This is a genomic window from Nocardia sp. FBN12, from assembly GCF_054031145.1.
On sequence record NZ_CM132926.1, the window covers coordinates 3,704,587 to 3,731,149 of the forward strand.

At 66.1% G+C, this 26,563-nt stretch carries 21 protein-coding genes, 4 tRNA genes and 1 pseudogene; 18 read left to right on the forward strand and 8 right to left on the reverse strand.

Going from position 1 to position 26,563, the window contains the following annotated elements:
* Window positions 1-4: 4 nt before the first annotated feature.
* Window positions 5-997: an amidohydrolase family protein gene (locus ACWZHB_RS17810; protein WP_427903011.1), complete on the forward strand. Its 993-nt coding sequence runs from the start codon at window positions 5-7 to the stop codon at window positions 995-997.
* Between the two features lie 64 nt (window positions 998-1,061).
* Here ACWZHB_RS17810 and ACWZHB_RS17815 read toward each other — a convergent pair whose 3' ends face one another.
* Together ACWZHB_RS17815 and ACWZHB_RS17820 are read right to left on the reverse strand one after the other, a co-directional pair.
* The gene (locus ACWZHB_RS17815) at window positions 1,062-1,958 is read right to left on the reverse strand and encodes a siderophore-interacting protein (protein ID WP_427903012.1); all 897 of its coding nucleotides are present in this window, start codon (window positions 1,956-1,958) and stop codon (window positions 1,062-1,064) included.
* 396 nt (window positions 1,959-2,354) lie between these two features.
* A pseudogene (locus ACWZHB_RS17820) lies at window positions 2,355-2,772 on the reverse strand (metal-dependent transcriptional regulator); the annotation flags it as partial.
* Window positions 2,773-2,864: 92 nt separating this feature from the next.
* Here ACWZHB_RS17820 and ACWZHB_RS17825 point away from each other — a divergent pair.
* The 3 genes from ACWZHB_RS17825 to ACWZHB_RS17835 all read left to right on the forward strand — a co-directional run bounded on the left by ACWZHB_RS17825 (window position 2,865) and on the right by ACWZHB_RS17835 (window position 5,581).
* Entirely contained in the window at window positions 2,865-3,518 is a 654-nt protein-coding gene (locus ACWZHB_RS17825) for a helix-turn-helix domain-containing protein (protein WP_427903013.1), read from the forward strand.
* Window positions 3,519-3,855: 337 nt separating this feature from the next.
* Window positions 3,856-4,671: an alpha/beta fold hydrolase gene (locus ACWZHB_RS17830; protein ID WP_427903014.1), complete on the forward strand. Its 816-nt coding sequence runs from the start codon at window positions 3,856-3,858 to the stop codon at window positions 4,669-4,671.
* A 7-nt stretch (window positions 4,672-4,678) separates the two neighbouring features.
* Window positions 4,679-5,581 carry an alpha/beta hydrolase gene (locus ACWZHB_RS17835; RefSeq protein WP_427903015.1) on the forward strand — a complete coding sequence of 301 codons (903 nt, stop codon included), beginning with the start codon at window positions 4,679-4,681 and terminating at the stop codon, window positions 5,579-5,581.
* A gap of 636 nt (window positions 5,582-6,217) precedes the next feature.
* Here the strand turns inward: ACWZHB_RS17835 and ACWZHB_RS17840 are convergent.
* Window positions 6,218-7,657, reverse strand: coding sequence for an amidohydrolase family protein (locus ACWZHB_RS17840; RefSeq protein ID WP_427903016.1), 1,440 nt, complete (start codon window positions 7,655-7,657; stop codon window positions 6,218-6,220).
* A 142-nt stretch (window positions 7,658-7,799) separates the two neighbouring features.
* Here ACWZHB_RS17840 and ACWZHB_RS17845 point away from each other — a divergent pair, with 142 nt between their 5' ends.
* The 3 genes from ACWZHB_RS17845 (at window position 7,800) to hsaB (ending at window position 10,636) form a co-directional block, all read left to right on the forward strand.
* Window positions 7,800-8,732, forward strand: a complete 933-nt coding sequence (locus ACWZHB_RS17845; RefSeq protein ID WP_427903017.1) for a LysR substrate-binding domain-containing protein — start codon at window positions 7,800-7,802, stop codon at window positions 8,730-8,732.
* Between the two features lie 159 nt (window positions 8,733-8,891).
* Window positions 8,892-10,052, forward strand: a complete 1,161-nt coding sequence (hsaA, locus tag ACWZHB_RS17850) for a 3-hydroxy-9,10-secoandrosta-1,3,5(10)-triene-9,17-dione monooxygenase oxygenase subunit (RefSeq protein WP_427903018.1) — start codon at window positions 8,892-8,894, stop codon at window positions 10,050-10,052.
* Between the two features lie 5 nt (window positions 10,053-10,057).
* A complete protein-coding gene (gene hsaB / locus ACWZHB_RS17855) occupies window positions 10,058-10,636 on the forward strand; it encodes a 3-hydroxy-9,10-secoandrosta-1,3,5(10)-triene-9,17-dione monooxygenase reductase subunit (protein ID WP_427903019.1) in 579 nt (192 codons plus the stop codon).
* A gap of 530 nt (window positions 10,637-11,166) precedes the next feature.
* Here hsaB and dmpG read toward each other — a convergent pair.
* Window positions 11,167-12,204: a 4-hydroxy-2-oxovalerate aldolase gene (gene dmpG, locus ACWZHB_RS17860; RefSeq protein ID WP_427903020.1), complete on the reverse strand. Its 1,038-nt coding sequence runs from the start codon at window positions 12,202-12,204 to the stop codon at window positions 11,167-11,169.
* Window positions 12,201-13,145 (reverse strand): acetaldehyde dehydrogenase (acetylating), encoded by a 945-nt coding sequence (locus tag ACWZHB_RS17865; protein WP_427909196.1) that lies wholly within the window; start codon window positions 13,143-13,145, stop codon window positions 12,201-12,203. The genes dmpG and ACWZHB_RS17865 overlap by 4 nt, the downstream gene beginning before the upstream one ends.
* A 227-nt stretch (window positions 13,146-13,372) precedes the next feature.
* On the opposite strand from ACWZHB_RS17865, the gene ACWZHB_RS17870 reads away from it, so the two are divergent.
* Window positions 13,373-14,152 (forward strand): IclR family transcriptional regulator, encoded by a 780-nt coding sequence (locus ACWZHB_RS17870; protein WP_427903021.1) that lies wholly within the window; start codon window positions 13,373-13,375, stop codon window positions 14,150-14,152.
* A gap of 640 nt (window positions 14,153-14,792) precedes the next feature.
* On the opposite strand, the gene ACWZHB_RS17875 is transcribed toward ACWZHB_RS17870, so the two are convergent.
* Window positions 14,793-14,867: transfer RNA gene (locus tag ACWZHB_RS17875), tRNA-Val, on the reverse strand.
* Between the two features lie 402 nt (window positions 14,868-15,269).
* Here ACWZHB_RS17875 and ACWZHB_RS17880 point away from each other — a divergent pair.
* The 3 genes from ACWZHB_RS17880 to ACWZHB_RS17890 all read left to right on the forward strand — a co-directional run bounded on the left by ACWZHB_RS17880 (window position 15,270) and on the right by ACWZHB_RS17890 (window position 15,528).
* Window positions 15,270-15,341: transfer RNA gene (locus tag ACWZHB_RS17880), tRNA-Gly, on the forward strand.
* 40 nt (window positions 15,342-15,381) lie between these two features.
* Window positions 15,382-15,452: transfer RNA gene (locus tag ACWZHB_RS17885), tRNA-Cys, on the forward strand.
* Between the two features lies 1 nt (window position 15,453).
* Window positions 15,454-15,528, forward strand: a tRNA-Val gene (locus ACWZHB_RS17890).
* A gap of 52 nt (window positions 15,529-15,580) precedes the next feature.
* Here the strand turns inward: ACWZHB_RS17890 and ACWZHB_RS17895 are convergent.
* Window positions 15,581-16,312, reverse strand: coding sequence for a GntR family transcriptional regulator (locus ACWZHB_RS17895; RefSeq protein ID WP_427903022.1), 732 nt, complete (start codon window positions 16,310-16,312; stop codon window positions 15,581-15,583).
* A 109-nt stretch (window positions 16,313-16,421) separates the two neighbouring features.
* Between ACWZHB_RS17895 and ACWZHB_RS17900 the strand changes: the two genes are divergently transcribed.
* The 6 genes from ACWZHB_RS17900 (at window position 16,422) to ACWZHB_RS17925 (ending at window position 23,186) form a co-directional block, all read left to right on the forward strand.
* Window positions 16,422-17,393, forward strand: coding sequence for a phosphate/phosphite/phosphonate ABC transporter substrate-binding protein (locus tag ACWZHB_RS17900; protein ID WP_427909197.1), 972 nt, complete (start codon window positions 16,422-16,424; stop codon window positions 17,391-17,393).
* A gap of 5 nt (window positions 17,394-17,398) precedes the next feature.
* Complete coding sequence (gene phnC, locus ACWZHB_RS17905; RefSeq protein WP_427903023.1) at window positions 17,399-18,205, forward strand: phosphonate ABC transporter ATP-binding protein; 807 nt, start codon at window positions 17,399-17,401, stop codon at window positions 18,203-18,205.
* Entirely contained in the window at window positions 18,202-19,770 is a 1,569-nt protein-coding gene (gene phnE / locus ACWZHB_RS17910; RefSeq protein ID WP_427903024.1) for a phosphonate ABC transporter, permease protein PhnE, read from the forward strand. The genes phnC and phnE overlap by 4 nt, the downstream gene beginning before the upstream one ends.
* Entirely contained in the window at window positions 19,746-20,768 is a 1,023-nt protein-coding gene (locus ACWZHB_RS17915; protein ID WP_427903025.1) for a zinc-binding dehydrogenase, read from the forward strand. The genes phnE and ACWZHB_RS17915 overlap by 25 nt, the downstream gene beginning before the upstream one ends.
* Before the next feature lie 104 nt (window positions 20,769-20,872).
* Window positions 20,873-21,946, forward strand: a complete 1,074-nt coding sequence (mraY, locus tag ACWZHB_RS17920) for a phospho-N-acetylmuramoyl-pentapeptide-transferase (protein WP_427903026.1) — start codon at window positions 20,873-20,875, stop codon at window positions 21,944-21,946.
* Window positions 21,947-21,998: 52 nt separating this feature from the next.
* Window positions 21,999-23,186, forward strand: a complete 1,188-nt coding sequence (locus tag ACWZHB_RS17925) for a sigma-70 family RNA polymerase sigma factor (RefSeq protein ID WP_427903027.1) — start codon at window positions 21,999-22,001, stop codon at window positions 23,184-23,186.
* Here ACWZHB_RS17925 and ACWZHB_RS17930 read toward each other — a convergent pair.
* Window positions 23,152-24,105 (reverse strand): hypothetical protein, encoded by a 954-nt coding sequence (locus ACWZHB_RS17930; RefSeq protein WP_427903028.1) that lies wholly within the window; start codon window positions 24,103-24,105, stop codon window positions 23,152-23,154. The two genes, ACWZHB_RS17925 and ACWZHB_RS17930, sit on opposite strands and share 35 nt — an antisense overlap.
* Before the next feature lie 374 nt (window positions 24,106-24,479).
* On the opposite strand from ACWZHB_RS17930, the gene ACWZHB_RS17935 reads away from it, so the two are divergent.
* Window positions 24,480-26,540, forward strand: a complete 2,061-nt coding sequence (locus ACWZHB_RS17935) for a hypothetical protein (protein ID WP_427903029.1) — start codon at window positions 24,480-24,482, stop codon at window positions 26,538-26,540.
* Window positions 26,541-26,563 lie beyond the last annotated feature (23 nt).

Here is a 26,563-nt window from a genome sequence, read left to right on the forward strand (position 1 = left end):
GGCAGTGTCCGGAATGATCGATATCCACACCCACTATGTACCGAGGAGCTGGCCCGATCTGACCGAAGACGGCGGACCGGAGGCACCATGGTTGCGGTTCGAGACCGAGTCGGACGCAATGCTCATGATGGGCACCAGGGAGTTCCGCCGGATCCAAGCGGACTGTTGGGACGCCGAGCACCGGTTGCGCGACATGGACGCCGATGGGGTGCATACCCAGGTTGTCTCACCAACACCCGCGTTCTTCAACTACGGCCGCTCGGGCGACCAGGGCTCGCGGATCGCCCGGATCTTCAACGACTTGGCACTCGAGATCGTCGCGCCGGCTACCGACCGGCTGATCCCTTTCTGCCAAGTGCCACTGCAAGACACCGACGCCGCCTGTCGCGAACTCGAGCGATGCCTGTCCAACGGCCACCGTGGCGTCGAGATAGGCAATCATGTCGGGGACAGCGACCTGGACAGCGAGGGCGTGGTCACTTTCCTCCAGCACTGCGCCTCCCTGGACGTTCCAGTATTCGTACACCCCTGGGATATGGCGAGCTCGCCACGCCTGGACCGGTGGATGGCGCAATGGCTGACCGCGATGCCGGCCGAGACGCACCTGTCGATCCTCGCGCTGATTCTCGGGGGGGTCTTCGACCGGATCGACAACCGCCTGAAGATCGGCTTCGCCCACGGCGGCGGATCATTCGCGTTCTGGCTGGGAAGGATGGAGAACGCCTGGCATGGACGCAACGATGTGATCGGAACGTCGGAATTCCCGCCATCTCACTACATCGGCCGCTTTTACGTCGACTCTGTGGTGTTCGACGAGCGCGCCCTGCGCCTGTTGGTCGAAACAATCGGCGTCGACCGGGTCATGGTAGGAAGCGACTACCCCTATCCCCTCGGTGAACGGCCGGTCGGCGAGGTCGTCCGCAAGAGCGAGTTCCTCGACAGTACTGCGCGACAACTGATCACACGTGGTAATGCGGAACGGTTCCTGGGCCTCTGAGGGGCCCGCCCTCGCCTGTCCGCACGATGGGCTTTGCGGCGGCTTCGCAGGCGAACCGCGGTGGTCAGCCGGATCCGGGCACGCTCAACTCCTCCAAATCCTGTTCGGTGGGCTCGATGCCGCCATCGACCAGTGCCCGCATACGGGCGTAGGTGTCTCGCTCGAATTCGTCGGCGGTACTCGACCGTCGCCAGTACCCTGCGATTTTGGATGTCGCTTTCGTGTAGGCGCCGTCGTCGCGCAGTACTCGGCGTACTTGTATGAGGGTAGTCGCCTCGCCCGCCACCCACACGTAGTCCGGGTGGCGAGCGGATAGCTCACCGCGAACCGCGTCGGCGAGGGCCGTGCCCGCGTTCGAGGCGCCATTCGGATACAGCCAGCGACCGCAATCCCGGGCGGCAGGTTCGAGGGGAAGAACATCCGACGGGCCGTCGGCGAGGAGCAGTACGCGGCGGGCGATCGATGGATCGGCGCTGTGCAGGATGGTCATGATCGCGGGTAACGACGACGGATCGCCCACGAGCAGGAGGTCACGAATTCCGCCGGGTAGGGACTGCCCGACGCCATGGGAAATCGTGATCACGTCGCCGACACGAGCTCCTGCGGCCCACCTCCCGCCCGGCCCATTCGGGTGCACGACGAAGTCGATGTCGATCTCCCCTGACTCGGGCCGGTGAGCGCGCACGGTGTAGGTCCGGGCGACCGGCGCATCCGCTCCGGCCGGAAACTCGAAGCTTGACGGTGGGAGAGTGGGCGCCACCGGATCCGCGTCCGGGTCGGTCGGGACGAAAACCTTCACCCTCGCCGCGGTTTCGCCGGTTTCGTAGTTACGCATCTCGGGTCCGCCGAGGGTGACGCGGACGAATTGCGGGCCTACATGGCGCACCCGCGTGACGATCGCCCGATAGGTGACCAGTCGCGGACGCGACCCGGTTCGGGGCGTTGTCGGTGGTTGTGACATCGTTCGTTCCTCAGTTCTCGGCGTTGGTTCGGGAAATACATTCAGGCGTGGGGACCGGATGCGACGATCGCGCAACCCGGAGGCATTCGGCCGGACTCCCCCGTGCAGAGAGATCGCAGGGATCCTCTGCGTCGATCGACGAGCAAAACACACCTTCGAGGACTTCCGCACCGAACTCCACTGTTGCTGAGCCCGTATCGATGGAGACCACGTCGCCGGCGGTACCAGAGATCACGACGATGCTGCCGGGGAGGAATCCGCACGCACGCATCCGCGCCAGAAGATCGGAGTCGGCCTGCAAGTGCTCGGCGATCCATTCGATCCGGACGACTACCTCTCCTGCCCGTACGACCGCGCCGAACCGCGCGGGTGCGCGCTGCATCAGGAACGGCTCGATGCCCAACATCGCCAGCCCGGGTATCGGATTTCCGTATGGCGACGTGTTTGGATAATCGAGGAGTTCGAGGACGCGACGTTCGACCGCATCACTGATCACATGCTCGAGCCTGCATGCCTCGGGATGCACCCGCTCCCACGGCACCCCGATCACGTCCGCAAGCAGCCGCTCGGCAATTCTGTGTTTACGCATCACCGAAATCGCTACTCCTGCGCCTTTGTCGGTCATTTCTACCCGCCGGTCGTCAGCGAGAACTACTAGTCGATCCCGCTGCATGCGGGCTACTGTCTCGCTCACAGTGGGGCCGCTCTGACCGAGCCTCTCGGCGATACGCGCACGCAGCGGGACTGTTCCCTCCTCCTCGAACTCGACGAGGGTGCGCAAATACATGTCTGTGGTGCTGATCAACTCGTTCATGGTCGGTTCCCAACGATTTCGAGTAAATTAGGCTACCCTTATCTTGACTAGTGAAGTCGACTTGATGTCAACACGCGGAGGAGTGCGTTGAAATGCGCGTCGGGATCGGCGGCGCAGCCGCGTTGTTCGGATTGAACCCCTCAACGCTGCGGTGGTGGGAGCGACAGGGCGTGCTGCCGACTCCGGACCGCTCTGGCGGACGGCGGGTGTACGGCCGGGATGACCTCCGGCGGATTGGGCTCGCATACCTGTGCTGCGTGATCGGCAGGATGCCGCTCGACCGCGCAGGCGTGGTCACCTCCGGCTCAACGGGTCTCGACGAGTGGCAGAACGTCATCAGGGAGAACATCGTCCGACTCGATCGGGAGGTGGAGCGGTTGGATTCGGCGCGTAGCTACCTGAAACATCTGCTCAGATGCGAGGCCGACGACATCGTCGCCGATTGCCGGATGCTCGAGATCGAACTCGTCAGGCGCACGCCTCGTGGCGGTTCCCCAGATCCGGATCTCATATCCGCCGCACGCACAATGGGAGATCTGCACGTACCGCGGCCGACCAGGGAACCCGGTGACGAAACATCTCGAAACAACGACGCCTGTGACGAAAATGACGGCCAGCGCGCTGTCTGTCCCACGTGCGCCGACCCACTCGTCCAACCCACACACGGACGCCACCGACGCTATTGCTCACACCGGTGTCGGCAGCAGGCCTACCGGGCGCGCCGCGCTGACCGCAGCAACAGTTGACGGTGCAAGAGGGCGCACCCAGCCTATTCCATAAACGGCATACCTCAGGTGCCGAATTGCATTCGACAGGTATGTGCCCTGAGACACAAGATGGGTGGACTACCCCTGCCGCGTCACATACACGGCACGACACCGGAGGTCACGGACCTGTGACGGAGACCAGCACTGCCGCAGTCATCGGCGCGGACGTAGGTGGGGTGTGGGCATTTACATTCGGGGCGAAGTCTCGCATCGCTCGAAGCACGCGGGCTCGGCCCTCACGTTTGCGCGCCGCCCGGACTATCCAAAACGGGACCTGCCACTTCGTCGGCACCGACCCGAATCGAAAGGAAGCCTGATGACCTCCACAATGAAGAGCCTCGATGTTGCCGGACATGCGATCTCGTACGATGAGCACGGCGATCGCGGCACACCGACGATCGCCCTTCTTACCGGCTGGTGCCAGGACCACCGGCTGTTCGACCCGCTGGTCCCGCTGCTGGCCGAAGACCACCATGTCGTCCGAATCGACTGGCGCGGCCACGGCGAAGACCGCACCCCGGTAGCGGATTTCGGCCCGACCGAGCAGGCAGGCGATACCCTGGCCGTCCTGGACGCAATCGGCGTCGACCGGTTCCTGCCGCTGTCGACCTCGCACGGCGGCTGGGCGAACCTCGAGCTCACCGATCACGTCGGTGCCGATCGCGCGCCGGCAGCAATAGTCATCGACTGGCTCATGACGCCTGCCTCGGCGGAGTTCCTTGCCGGCCTCGCCGGCAGCCACGACCCGGACAACTGGCAGGCAGCCCAGCGCGAGCTGTTCGACATCTGGCTCAATGGCAGCTCCAACGAGCTGGTCCGCAACCATCTCGACAATGAGATGGCAGCCTTCGACCACGAGATGTGGGCCCGCTCTTGCGATGTCATCGCCGCCGCCTACCGTCAGTGGGGATCGCCCCTGCAGCGGATGGACAAGGTGGCCGAGCACCGGCCCATCAGGCACTTGTTCTCCCAGCCGACCGCGCCGGAATACCTGCAGGCACAGCAGGACTTCCATGACGCCCATCAGTGGTTCACCTTCCGCATGCTCGGCGGCGAGACGCACTTCCCCACCCTCGACTCGCCTGCCCTGGTCGCCGAGGAAGTTCGCACCCTCGCTCGCTCCACGTTCTGACCGTTCGATGTCCGATCCCCAGGTCGACGTCGAGTACAACGTCCGCAACACAGTCACCCCGGAACTGTTCGACCAGGTAATGGCCGAGTACCGAGCCCAATCCGAACGGGCAGTCGCAGGGTTGCACGGGTTCGAGGGCCTGTACTACGACCCGGACAGTCGGCAGAAGCTCGACGTCTGGGGCACGGCCACCGACGAACTGCGCCCCGTGTTTCTGGTCATCCATGGAGGCTACTGGCGGGCACTGTCGCGGCACGACACGGCCTTCATGGCACGTACTCTCGATGCCGCCGGCATCGCTACCGTCTCGGTCGACTATGGCCTCGCACCCGGGACCTCGCTGGAGGAGATCGTCCGCCAGGTCCGGGCCGCCGTGGCCTGGGTGCATCACCACGGAGCAGCACATGGGCTCGACCCTGAGCGCATCGTCGTGGGCGGCAGTTCGGCCGGCGGTCATCTCACCGGTTCCGTCATGACGGCCGGCTGGCAACGTGACTTCGACCTACCGGATCACGTTGTCCGCGCAGCGATGCCGATCAGCGGCCTCTTCGATCTACGTCCCCTGATCGACTCGTTTGCCAATGAGTGGCTCGGTCTCGATATCCGTCGCGCCGAGCTACTCAGCCCTATGCTCCATGCATCTGGTACCGGCCCGAGGGCGGTCTTCGCCGTCGCCGAACGCGATGGAGCCGGATTCCTCGAACAGAGCCGGAAGTTCCACCGGATGTGGGCGGCCCACTCCCCCAGCGAACTGCTCGTCATCCCGAACCGGAATCACTATGACGTCTTCCTGGACCTGGCCGACCCCAGTTCGGACCTCACCATCGCCCTTGTCCGCGTGATCGATGACCTTGGGAAACGGGACGCCGTCAAGGATCGTGTCACCGGCCGCAAACGAGTGACGGGTTAGCCGTCCGGGAAGGCCGATGCTGGGTTCGGCCGGACCACTGGACCACAGTCGCTGACGGCTCCACCCACACCGTTCGGTCAGGTCTGTGACGCACACCTGGCAGCGCCTGGCAAGGGATCCGACCGCGGTCACCGCAGACGGGCTCGCCGAGGTCGCCCTGTGGGTGTGGGATGCGCTGTCGGCGAACGGTTTCCGCCGAACCACGATCATCGGCAACAGTGTCGGCCGCTACCATCCGGGTCGCGCAGAGCCGGCCCGGGCGGTTCGCGGTATTGGTCCTGGTCCAGTCCGCCGGATTCGCCCCCATCAATGCCGCGACATCATGCCGCGACCAGGACCCTGGCTCGGCTCAGCTCGCGATCACCGTCGAAGCGAAGGCCGCGCAGTCCGGCCAAGGCCGGTATCGCCGCGGTGGCCGCGCGTGCGGGTACGGACGAAATACCCAGGTTCTCACAGCTGAGCGAAGCGGCGATCGGTACGATCCGTCATTCGGGTCCCGAGGAGCTCCCGACGAATCGCGTTGTGGAATGCGCCAACCTAACGCTGATCTCTGGCGGCGCGGTGCTGTCCGCCGGCGGGCGCGCCTGGCATCGCAGATTCCGCGCCGGCCATGGCCACAGCGCCGAACGGCTCAGGTCAATCCTCGACGTAGGCCTGGGCGAAGTTGGCGGAGGCCGTCTGCTCGGCCGCAGTGAACCAACCGTAGATTTCCTCGGTGCTGTGCGTGGCCAGGCCCGCGGCCGCCTTCTCGATCCGGTCGAGTGCGGCGTTCGCGTTGGATCGAACCGCGGCTAGATCCTGACCGACAAGGCGACCGTTGTGCTTGCGGATCACGCCGTCGACCATGACGGTGTCCACGTCTGCTGCGGTGGACTGCAGCACCACCGAGCCGGCCGGGTAGCTCGACCGCACCAGGTCCATCCGCGGTTTGACGACGATCACGTCGGCCTTCTTACCGGCGGTGATCGAACCGACAGCGTCACCGAGCCCCAGCGCGGCGGCGCCGTTGCGCGTTGCCCAGCTGAGTGCATCATGGACACCGAGTTGCACTGTTGCGGGCACAGTCCCGATCGCATGGGTGACGGCGTGGTCGAGCGCTCGCTGGAACTGCAGACCCAGACGCATCTGAGAAAACAGGTCGCCCGAGCCGACGCACACGATGTCTGTGCTGATCGCCGGGGCCAGACCGTGATCGAGTGCCGCCCGGAACGGCGGATGTCCCATGCCCATCTGCATCTCGGTCTCGGGCGCGATGGTGACCTTCGCACCGGTGTCGGCGAGTAGCCTCCATTCCCCATCGTCGAGGGCTGGACAGTGGATGTGCAGGTGCCCGGGCAGAAGCAGTCCATGGTGATGAAGTTCGTGCAGCCCCCTCAGCAGGATCGAGTTCGTCGCGGCACCGGTGTGTGAGGCGCCGAGGATTCCCAGCTCGCGGACCTTTCGGATCTCCGCTGCGGTTTCGGCGAACGCGACGGTGCCGAAATCGCTGTACAGCATCCCCATTCGGGACAGACTGTCATCCGAAGCGAAGTACTCCGACCGCAGCCGCTCCGCTTCGCCGAGGCGGTGCTCATGAGATTCGAAGACAGGCGGCCGGTAGTCGTACTGCTGCATGCCATACGCATAGACCGAGCGGATTCCGACGGCGCGCAATGCCTCGATGTCCGCGCGCGCGTGATCCGGACTGTTCACACAGTCGTGGCAATCCATGATCGTCGTTACCCCGGCGTCGAGGGCTTCGAGCGCGCCGACCGTCGAAGCCGCAGCCGCATCCTCCGGTCGGACGATCGAGCCGATCCCGTAGAAGGTCGAGGCCAGGAACTCGAGCAGGGACTGGTCCGCTGAGATCCCTCGCAGCAATGCCATCCACGTGTGCCGATGGCTGTCGATCATTCCGGGCAGGATGTAGCCACCCTCGGTATCAATGACCTCAGCGTCGATACCAGTGAACTCGTCGGCGGACCGCACGACGGCCGTGATCCGGTCACCCTCGATGAGAACAGCTCCGTCCGGGAGGTCGCCGTACTCGTCGTCCATGCTGATGACAGTTCCGCCCGTGATGACAGTTCTTCTCATGCTCATCCGTACATCGTCGTCACGTGACGAGGGTCATGCCAATGCTTGTTCGTTCCGGACTCATGCCCCAACGGACATGGCTTCACAGCGAACTCGCCGATTTCACCTATCGCAGCGCTCGGCTTACCGATACGCTCGGCTCGTGGACATGCCCAAACTGCTGGACGGGCGGCTGAAGCTGCGACACCTCGTCCTCGTCGACGCCCTGACCAGGCAGGGTAGCGTGGTCGGCGCTGCGGCCGCACTACACGTGACCCAGCCTGTCGCGACCCGCAGCCTGCACGACCTGGAGACGATCCTCGGTGTCTCGCTGTACAAGCGGGGCGCACGCGGTATCACCCCCACCATTTTCGGCGAGGCATTCACCACGCATGCCCGGGCCGTGATGGCACAGCTGAGTCAGGCGGGTCGGCATGTCATGGAGTTAGCCGATGCCGACCGCGGCACGGTAGCGGTCGGCACACACCTTGCGGGCTCCAACGTGCTGCTCCCGGTCGCGATTGCCCGACTCAAAGCCCAGCGCCCCTTGCTCACCGTGATCGTGCGAGAAGGAACTCCCGAGACGTTGCTCGTCGAACTCGAGGCTGGGCGCGTCGATCTCATCGTCGGCCGACTCACGGCGGCGACCGACGAAATTTTGACGCGCAAGACCCTATATCAGGAATCCATCGAACTCGTCACACGCTCGGACCATCCGCTGTCCGATCGCGTTGATCTCACGCTCGAAGACCTACGTGGGTTTCCTTGGATCCTGCCCGGCACCGAGACTTCGCTGCGGCGCGAGCTCGAGGAGTATTTCGTACGCAATGCAATGGCGTTGCCGGACAATCGTGTCGAGGCAACTTCCTTCCTCACCGTGCGGCGACTGCTCCTGGAAACAGACATGATCGCGGCGCTCCCAAGTCTCATTGCCAGGGACGACAACAGACTGACGCCCCTTCCTGTTTCGCTGGAGCCCATCGGACACAGCGTCGGCCTCACACTCTCCGCCAGCCGAACCCTGAGCCCATCAACAGCAGCCCTCGTCGACAACCTGAGGATAATCGCGGGCGAGATGGCACCTACCTGCAGCTGAGCGGCAATGGTCGATCAAAAATTACCCCTAGCCTATGCACTGGGGGCATTGATCAAGGATCAATAGGCATTTGTCCGGCATGGCTCCCAAGCGTGATGCTTAGTGCAACAAGGAGTGAGACCTCCGACACACTGCACGGCCACCGAACAGGAGCACGCCATGACCGAACAAGTTCTCGACGGCATCAGGGATCTTCTGCCAGCATTGCGCGAACGCGCGCAGGAATCCGAGGACAACCGCATGGTTCCGGACGAATCCATCAAGCAAATCCGCGAGACCGGTTTCTTCCGGATGCTCCAGCCTGCCCGCTACGGTGGATCCGAATCCGGCCTCGTGCCCTTCTACTCCGCCGTCAAGCTGATCGCGAGCGCCTGTGGATCCACCGGCTGGGTCGCCTCGGTCCTCGGCGCCCACAACTGGCACCTCGCAACATTTTCGGAGCAGGCACAGGATGACATGTGGGCAGACGATCCCGATGTCCTGATGTCGTCGGCGTACGCCCCGATGGGCAGGGCGACCGCCACCGAGGGCGGATATCGGCTCAGTGGTAAGTGGAGCTTCTCCTCGGGCTCCGCCTATGCCGGCGGCGCTATTCTCAGCGCCCTCATTCTCGGTGAAGACGGCAAGCCCGTCGACAATCTGGCCATGCTGGTGCCGGCCGAGGACTACACCATTGAGGACGTGTGGCACACCGTCGGACTTCGCGGCACCGGCAGCAACAACATCATCGTGGATGATGCCTTCGTGCCGGAGCATCGGGTCCTGAGCTTCGCAGATTCCTTCCGTTGCGAGTGCCCCGGTCAGGCAGTCAACACCAATCCCCTGTATCGCGTTCCACTGTTTTCACTGATGAGCACGACGATCACCACACCCATTGTCGGCATGGCAGTCGGCGCTTACGACGCCCACGTCGCACACCAGAAGGAACGGGTCCGCGTCTACGGTGGTGCACGGTCCAAGGATGATCCATTCGCCAAAGTCAGGGTGGCCCAGGCCGCCAGCGAAATCGACGCCGCCTGGCTTCAGCTGACCACGAACATCACCGATATCGAGGCCGCCGCACGGTCCGGCGAGGTCCCGATGCCCTTGCGCACCAAGGTGCGCCGCGACCAGGTCCGAGCATCAGAACGCGCCATCTACGCCATCGACCGGCTCTTCGAGAACTCCGGCGCCTCAGCCATCTCCACCGGCGCACCGATCCAGCGCTTCTGGCGGGACGCGCATACGGGCCGAGTACATGCCGTCAACGACCCGGAGGCCGCGCTGAAGATGTTTGGCGACGAAGAGTTCGGCGCGACGATCGACGGCGGGATGCTGTGAGCGTCATGATCGCCGCGACCGTCACCGAGGCCACCCCGACACCTGCAGCGAACACCGTGGATCCGACACACTTCCGCCGAGTTCTCGGCAACTTCTGCACCGGCGTTGCGGTCATCGCGACAGTCGAAAACGGAGAACCGGTCGGCTTCGCATGCCAGTCGTTCTCCGCGCTGTCGCTCGACCCGCCGCTGGTCCTGTTCTGCCCAGCAAAGAGTTCACGCGCGTGGGCCGCCATAGAACGTGTCGGGCACTTCACAGTCAATCTGCTCGCAGCCGATCAGCATGAGGTGAGCACCGTCTTCGGCCGGCGCGGCGAGGACAAGTTCGCCAAGACTCGATGGACCCCCTCACCCGGCGGCGCACCTGTACTGGATAACGTTCTCGCCTGGATCGACTGCGAGGTCGGCGACGTCCTCGATGGCGGCGATCACCACATAGTCACCGGCCGCGTCACCACCCTGTCGGCGGGCGGCCCAACCGCTCCCCTGCTGTTCTACCGCGGCGCCTACGCCGCCATCGACGAGACCACCCCGGCAACGATTGCCATCGATCAGCTAGCGTGCCGACCCGACGACTGGTTCTAGCATTTCCCAATCCGATTGCGCACCGGCACGGCCGAGCCCGTGGGACCCGAGCGAATCCGCTCGAGGCATCCACAGGCTCGGCCGTGCTCGTCGTCGGGAGGCGCTCAGCCGACCCGTCTGGTAGCAGTACCCCCACCGGAACCAGCGCTTGCGCGAGGCCCTGATCTACCGCGAGGCTCGACCTATTCGGGCGAACGACACGCCTTGGCTCGGGCAGCTCGACTGTTCAGCCAGAACGCTTGCCAGCGCGACGAATTCGGCCGTTCGGATGCGCCCCGAAGCCGGTCGTCGATGTCCGTGTGGTCGTCGAAGCCATCGATTGCTCGTGGAGCCCATCCTCGCAGTGGCTGATGTTGGAACCACAATGACTCCATAGCGTTCCACCGAGTCTGGGCAGCACCCACGGCCGCGGCCTGAAAGAGGCCGCGGCCTACGAGCCGACTCCGCCCGAGCCCGCATCAGCCGCAACTACAGATCAGACGGCGCCTGCACGCGAGCCATCAATACCAGCTCGCTGTACGCCGCACCGATCAGACCGCGAGTTCCCCTGCACCACTGTCACGTTCGGCCATCATCGTCAGCGCGATATCGACGATCATGTCCTCTTGCCCGCCAACCAGACGTCGCTTACCGGCCTCCATCAGCAGAGATCGTACGTCGACGCCATAGCGCTCGGATGCGGTCTCGGCATGGCGGAGGAAACTGGAATACACACCGGCGTAGCCGAGAGTGAGCGTTTCCCGATCCACGCGCACCGGGCGGTCCTGCAATGGACGGACGATGTCGTCGGCGGCGTCCTGCAGAGCGAACAGGTCACAGCCGTGGTCCCACCCGTAGAGTTCGGCGACTGCGATGAATGCCTCGAGCGGGCAGTTGCCTGCGCCGGCACCGTGCCCTGCTAGTGAGGCGTCCACTCGGGTGACGCCGTTCTCGACGGCGACGACGGAATTGGCAACCGACAGCGACAGGTTCTCATGGGCGTGGATGCCGATCTCGGTGCCGGGATCGAGCACGTCGCGGTACGCGCGCACCCGTTCGGCCACACCGGTCAGTGTCAGACGCCCACCGGAATCGGTGACGTAAACACAGTGCGCGCCATACGATTCCATCAACATCGCTTGCCTGGCGAGCTCGTCCGCGGGTGCCATATGGCTCATCATCAGGAAGCCCGAGACGTCCATCCCGATCTCACGGGCGGTGGCGATGTGCTGGGCCGAGACGTCGGCTTCGGTGCAGTGAGTCGCCACCCGCACCGAGCGCACACCGAGGTCGTATGCGCGTCGCAGGTCATGGACCGTACCCACACCGGGCAGGAGAAGCGTAGTCAGGCGTGCACGGTCGATCGACTCGGCGGCGGCCTCGATCCACTCCCAGTCAGTATTCGATCCCGGCCCGTAGTTCAGCGATCCCCCGGCCAAGCCGTCACCGTGGGCCACCTCGATGGCGTCGACCCCGGCAGCATCCAGCGCAGCAACGATGCGGCGTACCTCGCTGGGCCGGATCCGGTGGCGCACGGCGTGCATGCCGTCGCGCAAGGTGACGTCCTGGACGAAAACGGTGGTGCTCATCGCGCGAGTTCCTTCCGCTGGGCGATCCGTTCCGCGATCTGCAAGCCCGCGGAGGTCATGATGTCGAGATTGCCCGCGTACGCGGGCAGATAATGGGCAGCGCCCTCAACTGCGAGGAACACCGACACTTGATGGGTGGGGTGGCGACCATCGGCGAACAACGTGTGCACCGGCTGGTCTGCCGGTATCTCGGTGATCTGCACCTGCTGTTCGAGCCGGTAACCCGGAACGTAGGCGGCAACGTCGGCCACCATTTCCCGGATCGACTGCCGGATCTGTTCGTGCACAACGGGATCTGGCGCATCGACGAGGCAGAAGACGGTATCGCGCATCACCAGCGGCGGCTCGGCCGGATTCAGTACTATGATCGCCTTCCCCCGCCGTGCGCCACCAACCGACACAATCGCGGCGGAGGTGGTCTCGGTGAATTCGTCGATGTTGGCCCGGGTTCCCGGGCCGGCAGACTTCGACGCGATCGAGGCGACTATCTCGGCGTAGGCCACATGAGCAACGCGGGAGACCGCCGCCACGATCGGGATCGTCGCCTGGCCGCCGCAGGTCACCATGTTCACGTTCGGAGCGTCCACGTGATCGTCGGCGTTGACCGCGGGCACAACGTACGGCCCGATTGCCGCCGGCGTCAGGTCGATCATCCGTTTCCCGAACGGCCGCAGTCGTGCCTCATTGGCGAGGTGCGCCTTGGCCGAGGTGGCATCGAAGACGATCTCTATCTCGTCGAATCCTGGCATCGCAACCAAACCTTCGACGCCTTCGGCAGTGATCGGGATGCCGAAGCGGGCAGCACGTGCTAGCCCATCCGACGCCGAATCTATGCCGACCATCGCGCCCATTTCGAGGTGAGCCGAGGTGCGAAGCACCTTGATCATCAGGTCGGTGCCGATATTTCCCGAGCCGATAACCGCGACTTTGATCTTGCTCATGCTCCGGCTCCCAGGCGCACGGTCACGGTACGGTGACCGGACAGTGTCGGGCCGGGCTCGACCGAATGTAACTGGGCCACCGCCCGCAGTTGCACCTGGACCGCGTCGGCAGTGCGGCCTGCGGTCGCGGAGGTCGTTGGGTTTTTTGAGACGTTCATGGCACCCACTCTCCGTGCCGCAATTCGACGCCACCACCGTTTCGTCTCGCTGAGCGATACTGTGACACCATGACCGCTGGCGCCGATGTCGGCACCGTCCTGGGCAAGGCGGTAACGATCCTGCGCGCATTTCGCACCGATGACCAGGCGCTCCCGCTGGCTGAACTGGTCCGGCGGACCGGCCTGCACAAAGCAACCGTCCACCGGCTCGCCGGGGACCTGGTCACGAATCGCCTTCTCGATCGGAGCGATGAGGGGTACCGACTGAGCGGCGGCCTGTTCGAACTCGGCATGCGCGCGTCAGTGGAACGCAGCATGCTCGAGATTGCGATGCCGTTCATCCAGGACCTCTACGAACGTACCCACGAAACGGTCCATCTCGGCGTACGAGACGGCCACGACGTGGTGTATCTCGCCAAGATAGGCGGACACAAACAGACCAGCGCTCCATCGCGCACCGGCGGCCGGCTCCCCCTGTACTGCACGGCCATCGGCAAAGCCCTGCTCGCCGACGCCGATCCCGCGCTGCGCCGGGCGGTGCTGTCGGAGCCACTCACCCGACGAACGCCGCATACAGTCGTGGCGCCCGGAATACTGCGCCGTCAACTCCAGCAGGTCAGCAAGACCGGCTACGCATTCGAGCACGAGGAATCCGCAATCGGCCTTGTCTGCGTGGCCGCGCCCATCTTCGGCAGCGACAACACGCCGGTCGCCGCCATCAGCATCGCCGGCCCGAGCACCCGATTCCGGCCCGACGCACATATCCACGCCGTACGCGCCGCGGCCGCTGGCATTGCCCGCACCCTGACCCGTCGTGACATCCTGCGGGATGTGAAACGACCGTCATGACCGGCCCCACGGGTCTCGCCCCAACCATCAGCTCACCTTTGGCCTGCGGTCCACGACGACCTCCCACGCAGCCTACTGGATCATCTCGGTGTTGCTGGACGTGGCCTTCTCGCCGCCGCAGCACGATAGCGTTCATCTCACTTCGCGGCGACAGACACAATCAGCGCTAGCTCCGGTAAGAGCTACTTATCCGCGTGGGCAAGAGCTCGGCCACGGTTCACCCGTGCGAGAGCCGCTACCGCGTAGGCGATGGCGTGAGCGATGTCCTCGGCGACCAGCGGTTCCGCCGCGGCGCGGATCTCGGCGGCGTGCCGACGCTCGACGGGGGTTCCGACAGCAGATCCAGATAGCGATCGACGACATCAACGCAGCAAATGTGACCGACCCAACGGAATATGTTGAGACACACCACATTTCGACACTTAGTTGCGTCGAGTCGCGGCAGTTTGTTGGCCGAAGTTGCCCCGCGTCAACGCATCGAGCGGAGCGGGCAGTTGATAGCGATTATGACGGGCGCCACACATCCGCGTGCCTGTCGAGCGTGCTCGGTACCCCTACGCATCAGCGTTCAAGCCCAACACCCGAACGCTATTGCACGTATTGCACGGCCGAGCCCAAAAGGGGCCTGACCTGCACTTTGTGGTGGTCCCAGCTGGTTTCGAACCAGCGACCTTCCGCGTGTGAGGCGGACGCTCTCCCACTGAGCTATGGGACCGAACACTTCGCCGGGCGGTTTTGAGCCGCTCGAACGAGATGGAACATTAGCACGGGGGGCCGGGATGACACCAAATCGCCTTGTGAAGCGGGGTTTCGGGGTTGGGCCTGGCAGTCGATGCCCGCGCTTGCGCGCGTGTGTGCGTGAGCGCGCGATCGACGTTCCGCTCCGAAGACCCTGGCATCATATAGATGCGCATATCTATGTTTCATGATGTGAGTGGGTGGCGTCGGTGGGCTGCGGATCGGTCCGGTGGGCGTGGGTGACACGGGTGTAATTCATATTTAGGCCTGTTTACCAGGCGATTTGTAGTCTGCGTCGAACGTCGGCTAATGTTCTCATCGCACCGCAGAGAGCAGCAGAGCCGCTAGGCCGAGCCGCTCCCCTAAGTGTGAAGTAAATGCGGATGTGGCGCAGTGGTAGCGCATCACCTTGCCAAGGTGAGGGTCGCGAGTTCGAATCTCGTCATCCGCTCGAGAGGTAGGTAAGGCACTAGCCCCATCCTCCTTTGTACGGTGGAGTGGCCGAGTGGTGAGGCAACGGCCTGCAAAGCCGTGCACACGGGTTCGATTCCCGTCTCCACCTCGCGCGATTAGCTCAGCGGGAGAGCGCTTCCCTGACACGGAAGAGGTCACTGGTTCAATCCCAGTATCGCGCACCACCGTACCAAGTCAGGCCCCCTTTCGAGGGGGCCTGACTTGTTTGCGTTGCGGTCAGTTCGGCGGGTGTTGATCGGCGTGCATGATCGCCGTGAACGTCATCCGGTCGCCGCGATACAGGGATCGACGTTGTTCGATGGGGATGTTGTTCTGGTCGTAGGAGACGCGGTTCAGCAGGAACATCGGGGTTCGGGTGTCCACCGACAGCAGGGCCGATTCGCGGGCATCGGGGAGCGCGGTCTCGATCGTGTCGACGGTGCGCTCGAAGGTGATTCCGCGGCTGCGGATTTCGGCGTACAGCGAATCGCGGTAGTCGAAGGTATCGGCCAGACCGGGGTAACGGTCGGCGGGGAGTTTGGTGGTCTCGAGGCCGACCCGCACACCGTCGGTGGTCAGCACGCGCTCGAGCTGGATGATCGGCGCACCGGTCTCGATGGCCAAGGTCGCGGCCAGTGTTTCGTCGGCGGCCAGGTCCAGCCAGCCGACCAGAATGCGCCCCGCGGTCAGGCCCTGCGACTTGACGGCTTCGGTGTAGGAGCCCATCGCGAGGGGCTGACGGATCTTGGGCCGCGCGACGATCGTGGTGCGGCCGCGGCGTTCGACCCGGCCCGCGAGCAGGAGTTCGCGCAGCGCCTGGCGCACCGTTTCGCGAGCGACATCGTAGGTCTCGGCGATCTCACGCTCGGCGGGAAACGGGTCACCTACCTGCATGTCATCGAGCATTCGATCCAGCTGCGCGCGGACGACTTGATGTTTGAGCACTCGGGGTTCAGCGGGTGCGGTCATTGCACGAGCGTATCAAATCTTGGTCTAGACCAAGAAAGTCGATTGCTGTTTACCTGCTGCTTCCCCGGCATGCACGTCTTGGTATAGACCAAGGATCACCGTCATGGGCATGAAGATTCGCATGCGCCGCCCCGCCTTGATCGCCGCGGCGTTCGCCGCAACACTCTTACTCGCCCTCGCAGGCTGTTCGGGATCCGATTCCGGCGCGGTGACCGCGCAGGGATTCCCCGAAACCCTGACTCTGGCAGCTATCCCGGCAGAGAACTCGACTGACCTCAAAGCCAGCTACGAACCGCTGATCAAGATACTCGAGAAGGAGACCGGCTCGAAGGTCGAGTTCGTCCAGGCGTCCGACTACGCGGGTGTGGTCGAGGGCATGATCGCCGGCAACGTCGACCTCGCCTTCTTCGGCCCGTTCGCCTATGTCGTTGCCGGTGTCAACGGTGCCGACATCACGCCGGTGGGCGCGGTCATCAAGAACAAGGGCGCCACACCCGGCTACCAGTCCTACGGGCTGGCGCGCTCGGACGCGAGTTCGATCACGGGGCTGAAGGACTTCGCGGGTAAGAAGGTGTGCTTTGTCGATCCCAGTTCGACCTCGGGATTCCTGTATCCGACCGCCGGTCTGATCGAGGCCGGGGTCATCAAATCCGGTGCGGAGGCCGACATCTCGGCCGGGATGTCCCCGATCTACGCCGGCGGACACGATTCCTCGGCGCTGGCCATCGCCCACGGTGACTGCGACGCCGGCTTCGCCTTCGACACCATGGTCGACAAGACCATGATCGACAAGGGCGATCTGAAGGCAGGCGAACTCAAGACGGTGTGGAAGTCCGAGATGATCGCGGGGTCGGTGTTCGCGGCCAACAACGCGCTGGGCACCGCGGCCGTCGAAACGCTCGCGGCGCTGTTCACCGAGAAGGTCAACGTCGAGAATCTGGAGCGCGAAGGGTACTGCGCCGGCGATGCCTGCCGCATCACCGACGAGCGCGCGTGGGGTTTCGTCCCCGTCACCGACACCGACTACAGCGGCGTCCGCAAGGTCTGCACGGTCACCGGCTCCGAGAAGTGCAAGGGCTGAGCAGCATGACCACTCCCGGACAGGTCGTCGCAGGAGACGATCTGGTCATCACCGCACGTGAGGTCACCCGACGATTCGGGGACACCCTCGCGCTCGACAACGTCTCGCTCGACGTGCACCGCAGCGAACTGCTCGTCCTGCTCGGCCTGTCCGGGTCCGGCAAATCCACCCTGTTGCGGTGCCTCAACGGCCTGCAACCGGTGAGTTCGGGAACCGTGGAAGTCGGCGGAACTCGCGTCGACCAAGCGTCCAAGCGGCAGTTGCGGGCGCTGCGCCGCAACGTCGGGTTCGTGTTCCAGGACTTCAATCTCGTTGGCCGACTCAGCTGCCTGGAGAACGTGCTCATCGGCGGTCTGGCCCAGCTGGCCCTGCCACGCTACGGCGCGCTGACCTATCCGGCGAAGATGCGGGCGGCGGCCCTCACGCATCTGGATCGGGTCGGGCTCGCCGACTTCGCGCAGCGGCGCGCCGACACGTTGTCGGGTGGGCAGCAGCAGCGGGTAGCCATCGCGCGCACCCTGATGCAGCAGCCCGGACTGCTGCTCGCCGACGAACCGGTCGCGTCGCTGGATCCCGAGAATGCCGCCATCGTCATGGATCTGCTGTTCCGGGTGTGCATCGAGGAGAAGCTGACGGTGGTGTGCACCCTGCACCAGGTCGACCTCGCGCTCGGCTGGGCCCATCGCATCGTCGGCCTGCGCAATGGACAGAAGGTGCTCGACCGGCCTGCCGTGGGGATGACCCGCGACGACGTGATGAGTGTCTACCAGCGCGTCGACCCCGCGGTCGTGGCGCGGCCGGAACCGTCATGACCACCACGCTCGACAAGCCCCCGATCCGGCCGCGGCCTGGTCTGCTGCACCTGATCGCCCTCGCCTTTCTCGCCGCCACGCTGATCTCGGCGTGGTTGATCGACTTCGCGCCCGCCGCGCTGCTCGACGGCGCCGACGACGTGGTGGCACTGCTGGAACGGATGCTGCCGCCGCGGCTCGACAATCCGGGGCGGATCGCCGACCTGGCGGTGCAGACCCTGTTGATGGCCGTCCTCGGCACGGTTCTCGCCGCCATCGCCTCGGTGCCGCTGGCCTTTCTGGCCGCGCGGAACACGAGTCCGCACCCGGCCGTCTACGCGGTGGCCAGGGCGATCATCACCTTCTGCCGGGCCATGCCCGACCTGCTGTTCGCGGTGCTGTTCGTGCGGGCTCTCGGCATCGGCGTGCTGCCCGGCATCCTCGCGCTCGCGCTGCATTCGATCGGCATGCTCGGCAAACTCTTCGCCGACGCCATCGAGGCCACCGACCCCGGGCCGCGCGAAGCGGTACGGAGCACCGGCGTCGGCTATTTCCGGGAAATGCTCAATGCTGTTGTTCCCCAGGTTGTTCCGTCGTGGATCGGCACCTTCGTCTATCGGATCGACATCAACCTGCGGATGTCGGTGGTGCTCGGATTCGTCGGTGCGGGTGGCATCGGATTCGCGTTGCAGGACGCGCTGCGCGGGCTGATCTATCCGCGGGCGCTCGGTATCGTCGGGGTCATCCTGGTCGTCATCACCGCGATGGAACTGCTGTCGATTGCGATCCGGCGGATGCTCCTCGACCCTGCGCACACCCGCCCCGGCTTCGACCGTGCGGTGCGTTTCGGCTTCAGCGGGTTGCTGATCGGCGCGGTTCTCGCCGCGTTCGTGGTCCTCGACCTGAACCCGGGCTCGTTGTTCACCTGGATCGGGCCATCGGTCGAGATCTTCGGGCGGATGATTCCGCCCGATTTCGACGCGCTGGGCACGGACCTGTTCGAGGCTGCCGCCCAGACTGTCGCGATCGGCGTCGTCGCCACGGCGATCGGGATCGTGTTCTCACTGCCCGTCGGTATTCTCGCCGCGCGCAATGTGACCCCGAACGCCGCGCTGTACTGGCTCGCGCGGGCCTGGATCCTGCTGGTCCGCGCGGTGCCCGAACTCATTCTGGCCGTGGTCTTCGTCGCGGCGCTCGGGCTCGGACCGGTAGCCGGTACCTGTGCGCTGGCGATCGGGTCTGTCGGGTTCCTCGCCAAACTGGTCGCCGACGCCGTCGAGGAGATCGAGCCGGGACCGATGGAAGCGGTGCGGTCGATCGGCGGTGGCTGGTGGGCGACGCTGTTCGCCGCGGTGCTCCCGCAGTCGATGCCCGCGATCGTCGGGGCCGGGCTGTATCTGCTCGACGTCAACGTGCGGACCTCGACGATTCTCGGCATCGTCGGGGCGGGCGGCATCGGCTTCCTCCTGTTCGAATCGATCCGCACGCTGAACTTCGACGTCGCGGGCGCCATCGTGATCGTCATCTTCGTGATCGTCTACGCCATCGAAAGGTTGTCCGGATGGATCCGCTCTCGTCTCGTCTGACCACCGCCGCGATCTGGGTCGGCGGCTCGGACATCGAGTTGCGCCAGGTCGAGATCCCCGACCTGGCCGATGGCGAAACCCTGGTGCGAGTACGCCTGGCGACGGTGTGTGGCAGCGACCTGCACACCGTCACCGGCCGCCGGTCCGGCGCGTGCCCATCGATCCTCGGCCACGAAGCCGTGGGTGAGGTCGTCGCCGTCGGTGCGGCCACGACGGCCGTGGTCGGGCAGCGCGTGATCTGGTCGGTGACCGTCACCTGCGGCAAGTGCGCCCGCTGCCGGTCCGGGCGCACCGCCAAGTGCGAGTCGGTGCGCAAGGTCGGGCACGAGCCGTTCCACGGCGACTGGCCGCTGTCGGGCGCCTATGCCCAGCACATCATCCTGCCGCGCGGAACGACGATAGCCGTTGTGCCACCGGATCTTCCGGATGCGGTGGCCGCGCCCGCCGCGTGCGCCACCGCGACCGTCATGGCCACCATCGACGCCGCCGGTGACCTGCGAGGCCGCCGTGTCCTCGTCGTCGGCGCGGGCATGCTCGGCCTCACCGCCGTCGCCGCGTGCGCCGAGGCCGGCGCCGAGGTGCAGGCGGTCGACATCGATCCGGACCGGCTGACCACGGCGCACCGGTTCGGCGCCACGACCGCAGACACCGATCCCGTGGACGTCGCCATCGACTACACCGGGTCGGCGAGCGCCATCGACGCGGCGCTGCGCCGGCTCGACATCGGCGGCGTCCTCGTCCTAGCGGGTTCGGTCGCCCCGACGCCGCCGTTGCCGGTCGACCCGGAAACACTGGTCCGTCGCTGGCTCACCATCACCGGCGTGCACAACTACGAACCGCGGCATCTGCGGCGAGCCGTCGACTTCCTGGTTCGCACTGTGCGCGAGTACCCGTGGGACGAGGTCGTCGCCGAGCCGGTCGCCCTCACGCAGCTGGGCGCCGCTCTGCATCGGCCGCCGATCGGGATTCTGCGGACCGCCGTGGCCCCCCGCCTGTAACCCAGCTCACTCTCCGTACGGTTTCGCAGTGCGCTCCCCTAGTATCGGCACACGGTATCGCCGGGCCGGTCCGGTGCGGGACCGGCGGCATGGAGGGCAATCTAGTGAGGCAGATCCTGTTGTCGGCCGGGATCGCCCTGGTCGTCACCATTACGCTCACGCCCGGGCTGATCCGGATCTTCGCGCGGCGCGGGTTCGGGCAGGAGATCCGGATCGACGGGCCCGCCAGCCATCAGGCCAAGCGCGGGACGCCCACGATGGGCGGGCTGGCGATCGGGGCCGGGGTGTGGTCCGGGTATCTGGGATCGCATCTGATCGGGCTGCTGTGGGACGCGCCGGGGCCGAGCGCGTCGGGGGTGCTGGTGCTGCTGCTGGCGTCGGCGCTGGGCATGGTCGGCTTCCTCGACGACTCGATCAAGCTGCGCAAGCATCGCAATCTCGGGTTGACCGCGGCCGGTAAGTACATCGGGCAGATCGGGGCGGCGGTGGTGTTCGCCGTTCTGGCGCTGCGTTTCCCCGGTGCCACGGGGCTCACGCCCGCCGGGCGCAACCTGTCCTATGTTCGCGATATCAGCACCATCACCTTCGCGTCGCTGTTCTTCATCGCGTTCATCGTGTTGCTGGTGGTGGCGTGGTCGAACGCGGTGAACATCACCGACGGGCTCGACGGGCTGGCGGCGGGTTCGATGAGCCTCACGCTCGGCGCCTACGTGGTGATCACGCTCTGGCAGTACGACAACTCGTGCGAGATCAGCCCGGGACGGGCCTGCTACACGGTGCGGGATCCGCTCGACCTGGCGATGGTCAGCGCGGCGGGCGCGGCGGCGTGCATCGGATTCCTGTGGTGGAACGCGGCGCCGGCCAAGATCTTCATGGGCGATACCGGTTCGCTCGGGCTGGGCGGTTTGCTGGCGGGCCTGTCGATCACCAGCCGCACCGAGCTGCTCGCGGTGGTGATCGGGGCGCTGTTCGTCGCGGAGATCATGTCGGTGGTGCTGCAGATCGTGGTGTTTCGCACGACCCATACGCGGCTGTTCCGGATGGCGCCGTTCCATCATCACTTCGAACTGAACAACTGGCCCGAGACCGCGGTGATCATCCGGTTCTGGGTGCTGGCCGGGATCGCGTCGGCGACCGGACTGTGCCTGTTCTACGGCGAGTACATGACTTCGCTCTAGTTGTCGGACGCTGCCGCTACGCTGACCCGACCGAGCGAGGGAGGTCGCCGCAGTGAGTGCTGAGATCGTCGTGCAACCGGGCCACGATATCGCCGCCGACGTCTCGTTCGAGCTCGAGGAGCTCGACGAACTGGTCGGCGAACTGCTCACCGACCATGCCGAACGCGCGGCCCGCGACGCGCGGATCGTCGCGTTGCGCCTGGGGATCGGCGGGCAGCGCCCGGAAACCCTCACCCGGATCGGCGCGCGCTACGACCTGGCCCGCGACCGGGTCCGCCAGCTCTACGCCAAAGCGGTCGGGCGGATCGTGCGCGATGCCGCGCGCTCGGGACACCGGTCGGCACGGGTGTTCGCGCGCCGCTATCCGGTCGAGGCGGGTGATCTGCGCCTGGTGCGCATGCTACTGGCCGAGACCTACGCGACCGATACCGACCTGGTGGCCATGGAATGGTCGTATCTGAAGCTGCGGCTGGCCGGCCATGAGCCGGGCGACGCCAAGCGGGTCGCGGGCTACGTGATGCAGCGAATCCTGGGCTGGCAGAAGAAGACCGCCAGCATTCTGGCCAAGCTGCACGTGCCCGAGGACGGCACCGACGAGCTGCTGCTGGATCACGTCGAATGGCCGACCGGGTCCGCCGCACCGCTGCCGACCGAATCGGCGCGGGTGGCCGACGGTGACGACGACGGCCGCGGGCGGTTCTACCTGGCGAAGGTGGGCCGCGACGTCGCCTACGACTCGGCCATGGTGGCCCGGCTGCTCCGGACCCTCGATGCCGACCCGGCCGTGGCGGCGTTCCAGGAGGAACCGACCGCGCTGACCTACCGGTTCGGCGACGCGGAGCAGGTGCACTATCCGGCGGTCGCCGCGCAGCTCACCGACGGTCGCGCCGTGCTCATCGATGTGGTCCCGTTGGGCCGCATCGCCTTCCACCACAATCGGGTCCAGACCGAACTCGGCCGCACCTACGCGCACGAGCACGGCTGGGGCTGGCTCGTCTGGACCGGCAGTGCGCTCGGCCCGACCCAGCTCGCGGACCGCACGGTCGATACCTCGATCGAGGACCGCCTCGCCACCGAGCTGGAACACGGACCCTACGATCGGCCCGCGCTGGCCGCGGTGAGCGCGGAGACCGGCCTGGATCTGCTCGACCTGGCCGGTCTCGTCTTACGCAACGACTGGCGGTGGGACCGGGTGCCGATGCGGCTCAGCGCATCACCATCGCGCCGACCATCACCGTGAGGACAAGCAGCATCGCGCAGCAGGTGAGCCACTGGTATTGATTCAGGGTGCGATCCATCCGGCCGATGCTCGCGCGCAGGCTCGCCGCGACGCGCTGCTGGGCGACGAGTTCGCTGCGCAGCCCGGCCATCGTGATGGCCTCGGCGTCGGCATTCACGCCCGCCCGATCGATCCGGTTGTGCAGGCGCCCGACCAGTCGCTGCTTGTCGCGCACGGCCTGACGCGAGACCGCCAGCTGCACGCGTTGATCGCGCAACTCGGTGCGCTGATGCTCGATCATCGCGGCCTGCGCTGCGGTGTGCCGTTCCCAGGTGCCCACGTCGGCCCACCCTCCTGTTGTGAGATCCGCGTGCCCCCAATGGATTTCGCCGGACACCCAGCCTGCGAGAAAATCGCGCAACTCCGCGCCGGCGCGCACCGGGGCGGCGAAACCGGTGTCGCCCGCGGCGAGTATGCCCTGGTCGATGCGATAGTCGGCGGCCGCGGGCGCGAAATCGGCGATGCCGACCGCGGGGACCAGGGGCACCCAGAAACCCTGTGGACACACCCACAGCACGTCGTCGATTCCGGCGGCCTGCAAGCGTTTCCGGTGTGCGCGTGCCGCGGTGATGTCGAGGGGCCCACTGCGCACCTCGACCACGCAGCGCCGGTCGCCGCGGCGCCAGTAGATGTCGACCGGGATATCGTCGATGTGCGCGTCGACCTGGGCCTCGTCGGCGCCCGCAGCAGTGAGCCTGCCGCAGATCCAGTGTTCGAGACGCTGCGTATTCCATTGCGTGGCGGCGCATTCGGGGCACCCACAGCCGTAGCCGGTACGTTCGGTGACGGCGCGACGGCTGCCCTCGGAAATACCCAGTTCGTCGAGCAACGCTCGGCGTCCACACGCCACCTGGGTCTCGCTCAGCCGCTTCGTCCTCACACCATCACTCCCTCACCATGGGACCTGCCGTAGGCTCACGCGCACGTCCTGGACACCAGGTTCCCGCAGCCGCCGAAAAGGCGCCAGCCCCCTTGACCCGCGTTCGGGTGCGTCACCGATCGGTGATCGAGATCACAAACGCGACTCTGCTTGTATATCAAGCCATTTCATTGTGCCAACGTCGCACGATGCCGCCTATATCTTGATCATTTCGATACACAGACCCGGCCTGTTGCATGTCCGTTTCATCCTGATTGCGAATCAGTTCGGCGCGTCGTGGAGGAGGTCACGACAACACGTGCTGTTGCCCCGATGGATATGATCGCTGCGGCCGAGGCGGGCACGCTCGGGCGACCACGGGAAGTAGGGTGTGCATGAACCACGCTGAGCACGACGAATCCATCGGGTCGATGCTGGCGAGTATCGCCACGGCGCTGCGTGAAGTCAGCGACAAGCTCGATATCGTCGCCGCGCGGGTCCAGCTCGATGTGCCCATCTTCCCGGTCGACGAGGATCTGCCCGACCACACCCGGATCCGGCGGCTGGAATCCTGGGCCTTCCGTGCGTCACAGGACATTTCACGCCTGAGCTCCCGGCTCGACGCTCTCGACAACGGCGGTGAGACCGATTCCGGTCCGGTCCGGGACACCCGCAGCCGCCGCGAGGTCCGCGAAGCCGCGGAGGCGGCCGAACGCGCCGTCGACGGATTCGGCGACCACCTACCGGCTCCCGATCCTTTACCGGCGCACCAGGACCGCGACGCCGACGGCTCCCGGCCACCGCTGGAACGCCGCAACTCCCCCACCCGGCCGGCCACCGACCACCTCGGTGACCCCACCGCGTTAGCCGCGACCCCGGTCCCGCGCACCGCACCGGCCGAGGCGCCCTTCGGCCAACCGGTCTCGTTCGACAGTGCTTCGTTCCCCGCGGTCGACGCCGGTAGCGAAGCGCCGGCACCGAGCCGGCGACCCGCGCCCGCGCGACTCAGCGGGGCAACCACCAGCGCTGGGCCCGGTGAGCGGGTCGCGCCTGCCTCGACCGGCAACGCGCCGTCGACGCGCGGGACCAACGGCGTGGCCGGTGACATCGCTTCCCCACGCAACGGCACACCGGTGCCCGCGGTGATCGGAACGGTGCTCACGGCCCCCACCGGCGATCACACATCGGGAACAGGTGCGCCTTCCCCGACGAAACATGGCGCGGCGGCGCCGTTCGAAGGTCGTGTGCCCACGTCAGGTCTCGACGGCGCCGACCGCGCCACACCGTCGGCCGCCGCGAGCTCGACCCTGCCGGGGAGCTCGGAGCTGAGCGCCGTCGTGCGTGAGGGTGGCGTGAACGGGTTGGGGCCCAGTTCCGGTGCGATGAAGCAGGTTCCGGTCGAACCACCGGTGCGGAGCGCGGCGGCCGGTGATCCGCTGACGGCGGACATCAGCGCCGATGCCGTGATCGAGCGGGCTCGCCCGGTCAAGAAGCCGACGGAGAGCTCGGCCATCGAACTCGGCGCTGCGTCGCCGGATGCGCTGTCCGGCAATGGGAGTGGTGCCGCACGGCCCGCGCCGTCGCGTTCGACCCATGACCTCCCGTCCTCGGGATTCACCGGCGAGCGGTCCGGTTCGAATGGCGTGCCGGTCAATGGATTCGACCCGCACACCCCCGACGCAGTGCTGCCTCGCGGCGAAAACATCCCGCTGGCAGGTGAATTCCAGCCCCGCCCCGACACCTCGGACGCACAGCCTGTGGTCAACACCGCCAACGGAATCCACTGGTCGTTCACCGACGATCCAGCGCCGACACCGACGGACCCGGACCGAAACGGACACGCCCGCAACGGTTTCACCACCGGCTCCGCGCATCGCACCGATTCCCTCTTCGACGATTTCACCCCGCGTGAGCGCCTCACCACCGGCGAAACGGCCGAGCCGCCTGCCGCCCCCGGCCCGCCCGCACGCCTCACGCCACCGGCAGAACTCACCACCCAGCCGAACCACCTCCCGGTGACTCCGACGCACTCCGCGGGCCCATCGCCCGTCAACGGCTCGAGCGACGGCCCTGCCCACCCGAGTCTGTCGAACACCGACCGGCCGGCGAACGGCGGCAGGCTACCCGACCCCGCCGGCCTGTCCGGCCAGGCACCGCCCGCGAACCACGCGGCGCTCACGAACCACGACTTCGATCCCCCGACCCTCGGCCTGCCCACCGGGCGTGACGCAGCGACGAGCACCCCTGACCCCCTCGAACGCCCTGTCGCCGACCCGATTCCGCCCACCGACACCGACGCGGCCGGCATCACCGTCACCGGCACCTATCGTGCCTTCGACATCGAACGCGCCCACGTCGACAAGCTCCAGGCCATGCTCGACGAACTGAAACGCTCGGCGGGCCTCCCCCCGGGCCGCCGCGACGTCTTCGGCCCGCCGACCCCGGAACTCGGATAACCGCCCGCCTTCGTGGCAACGTC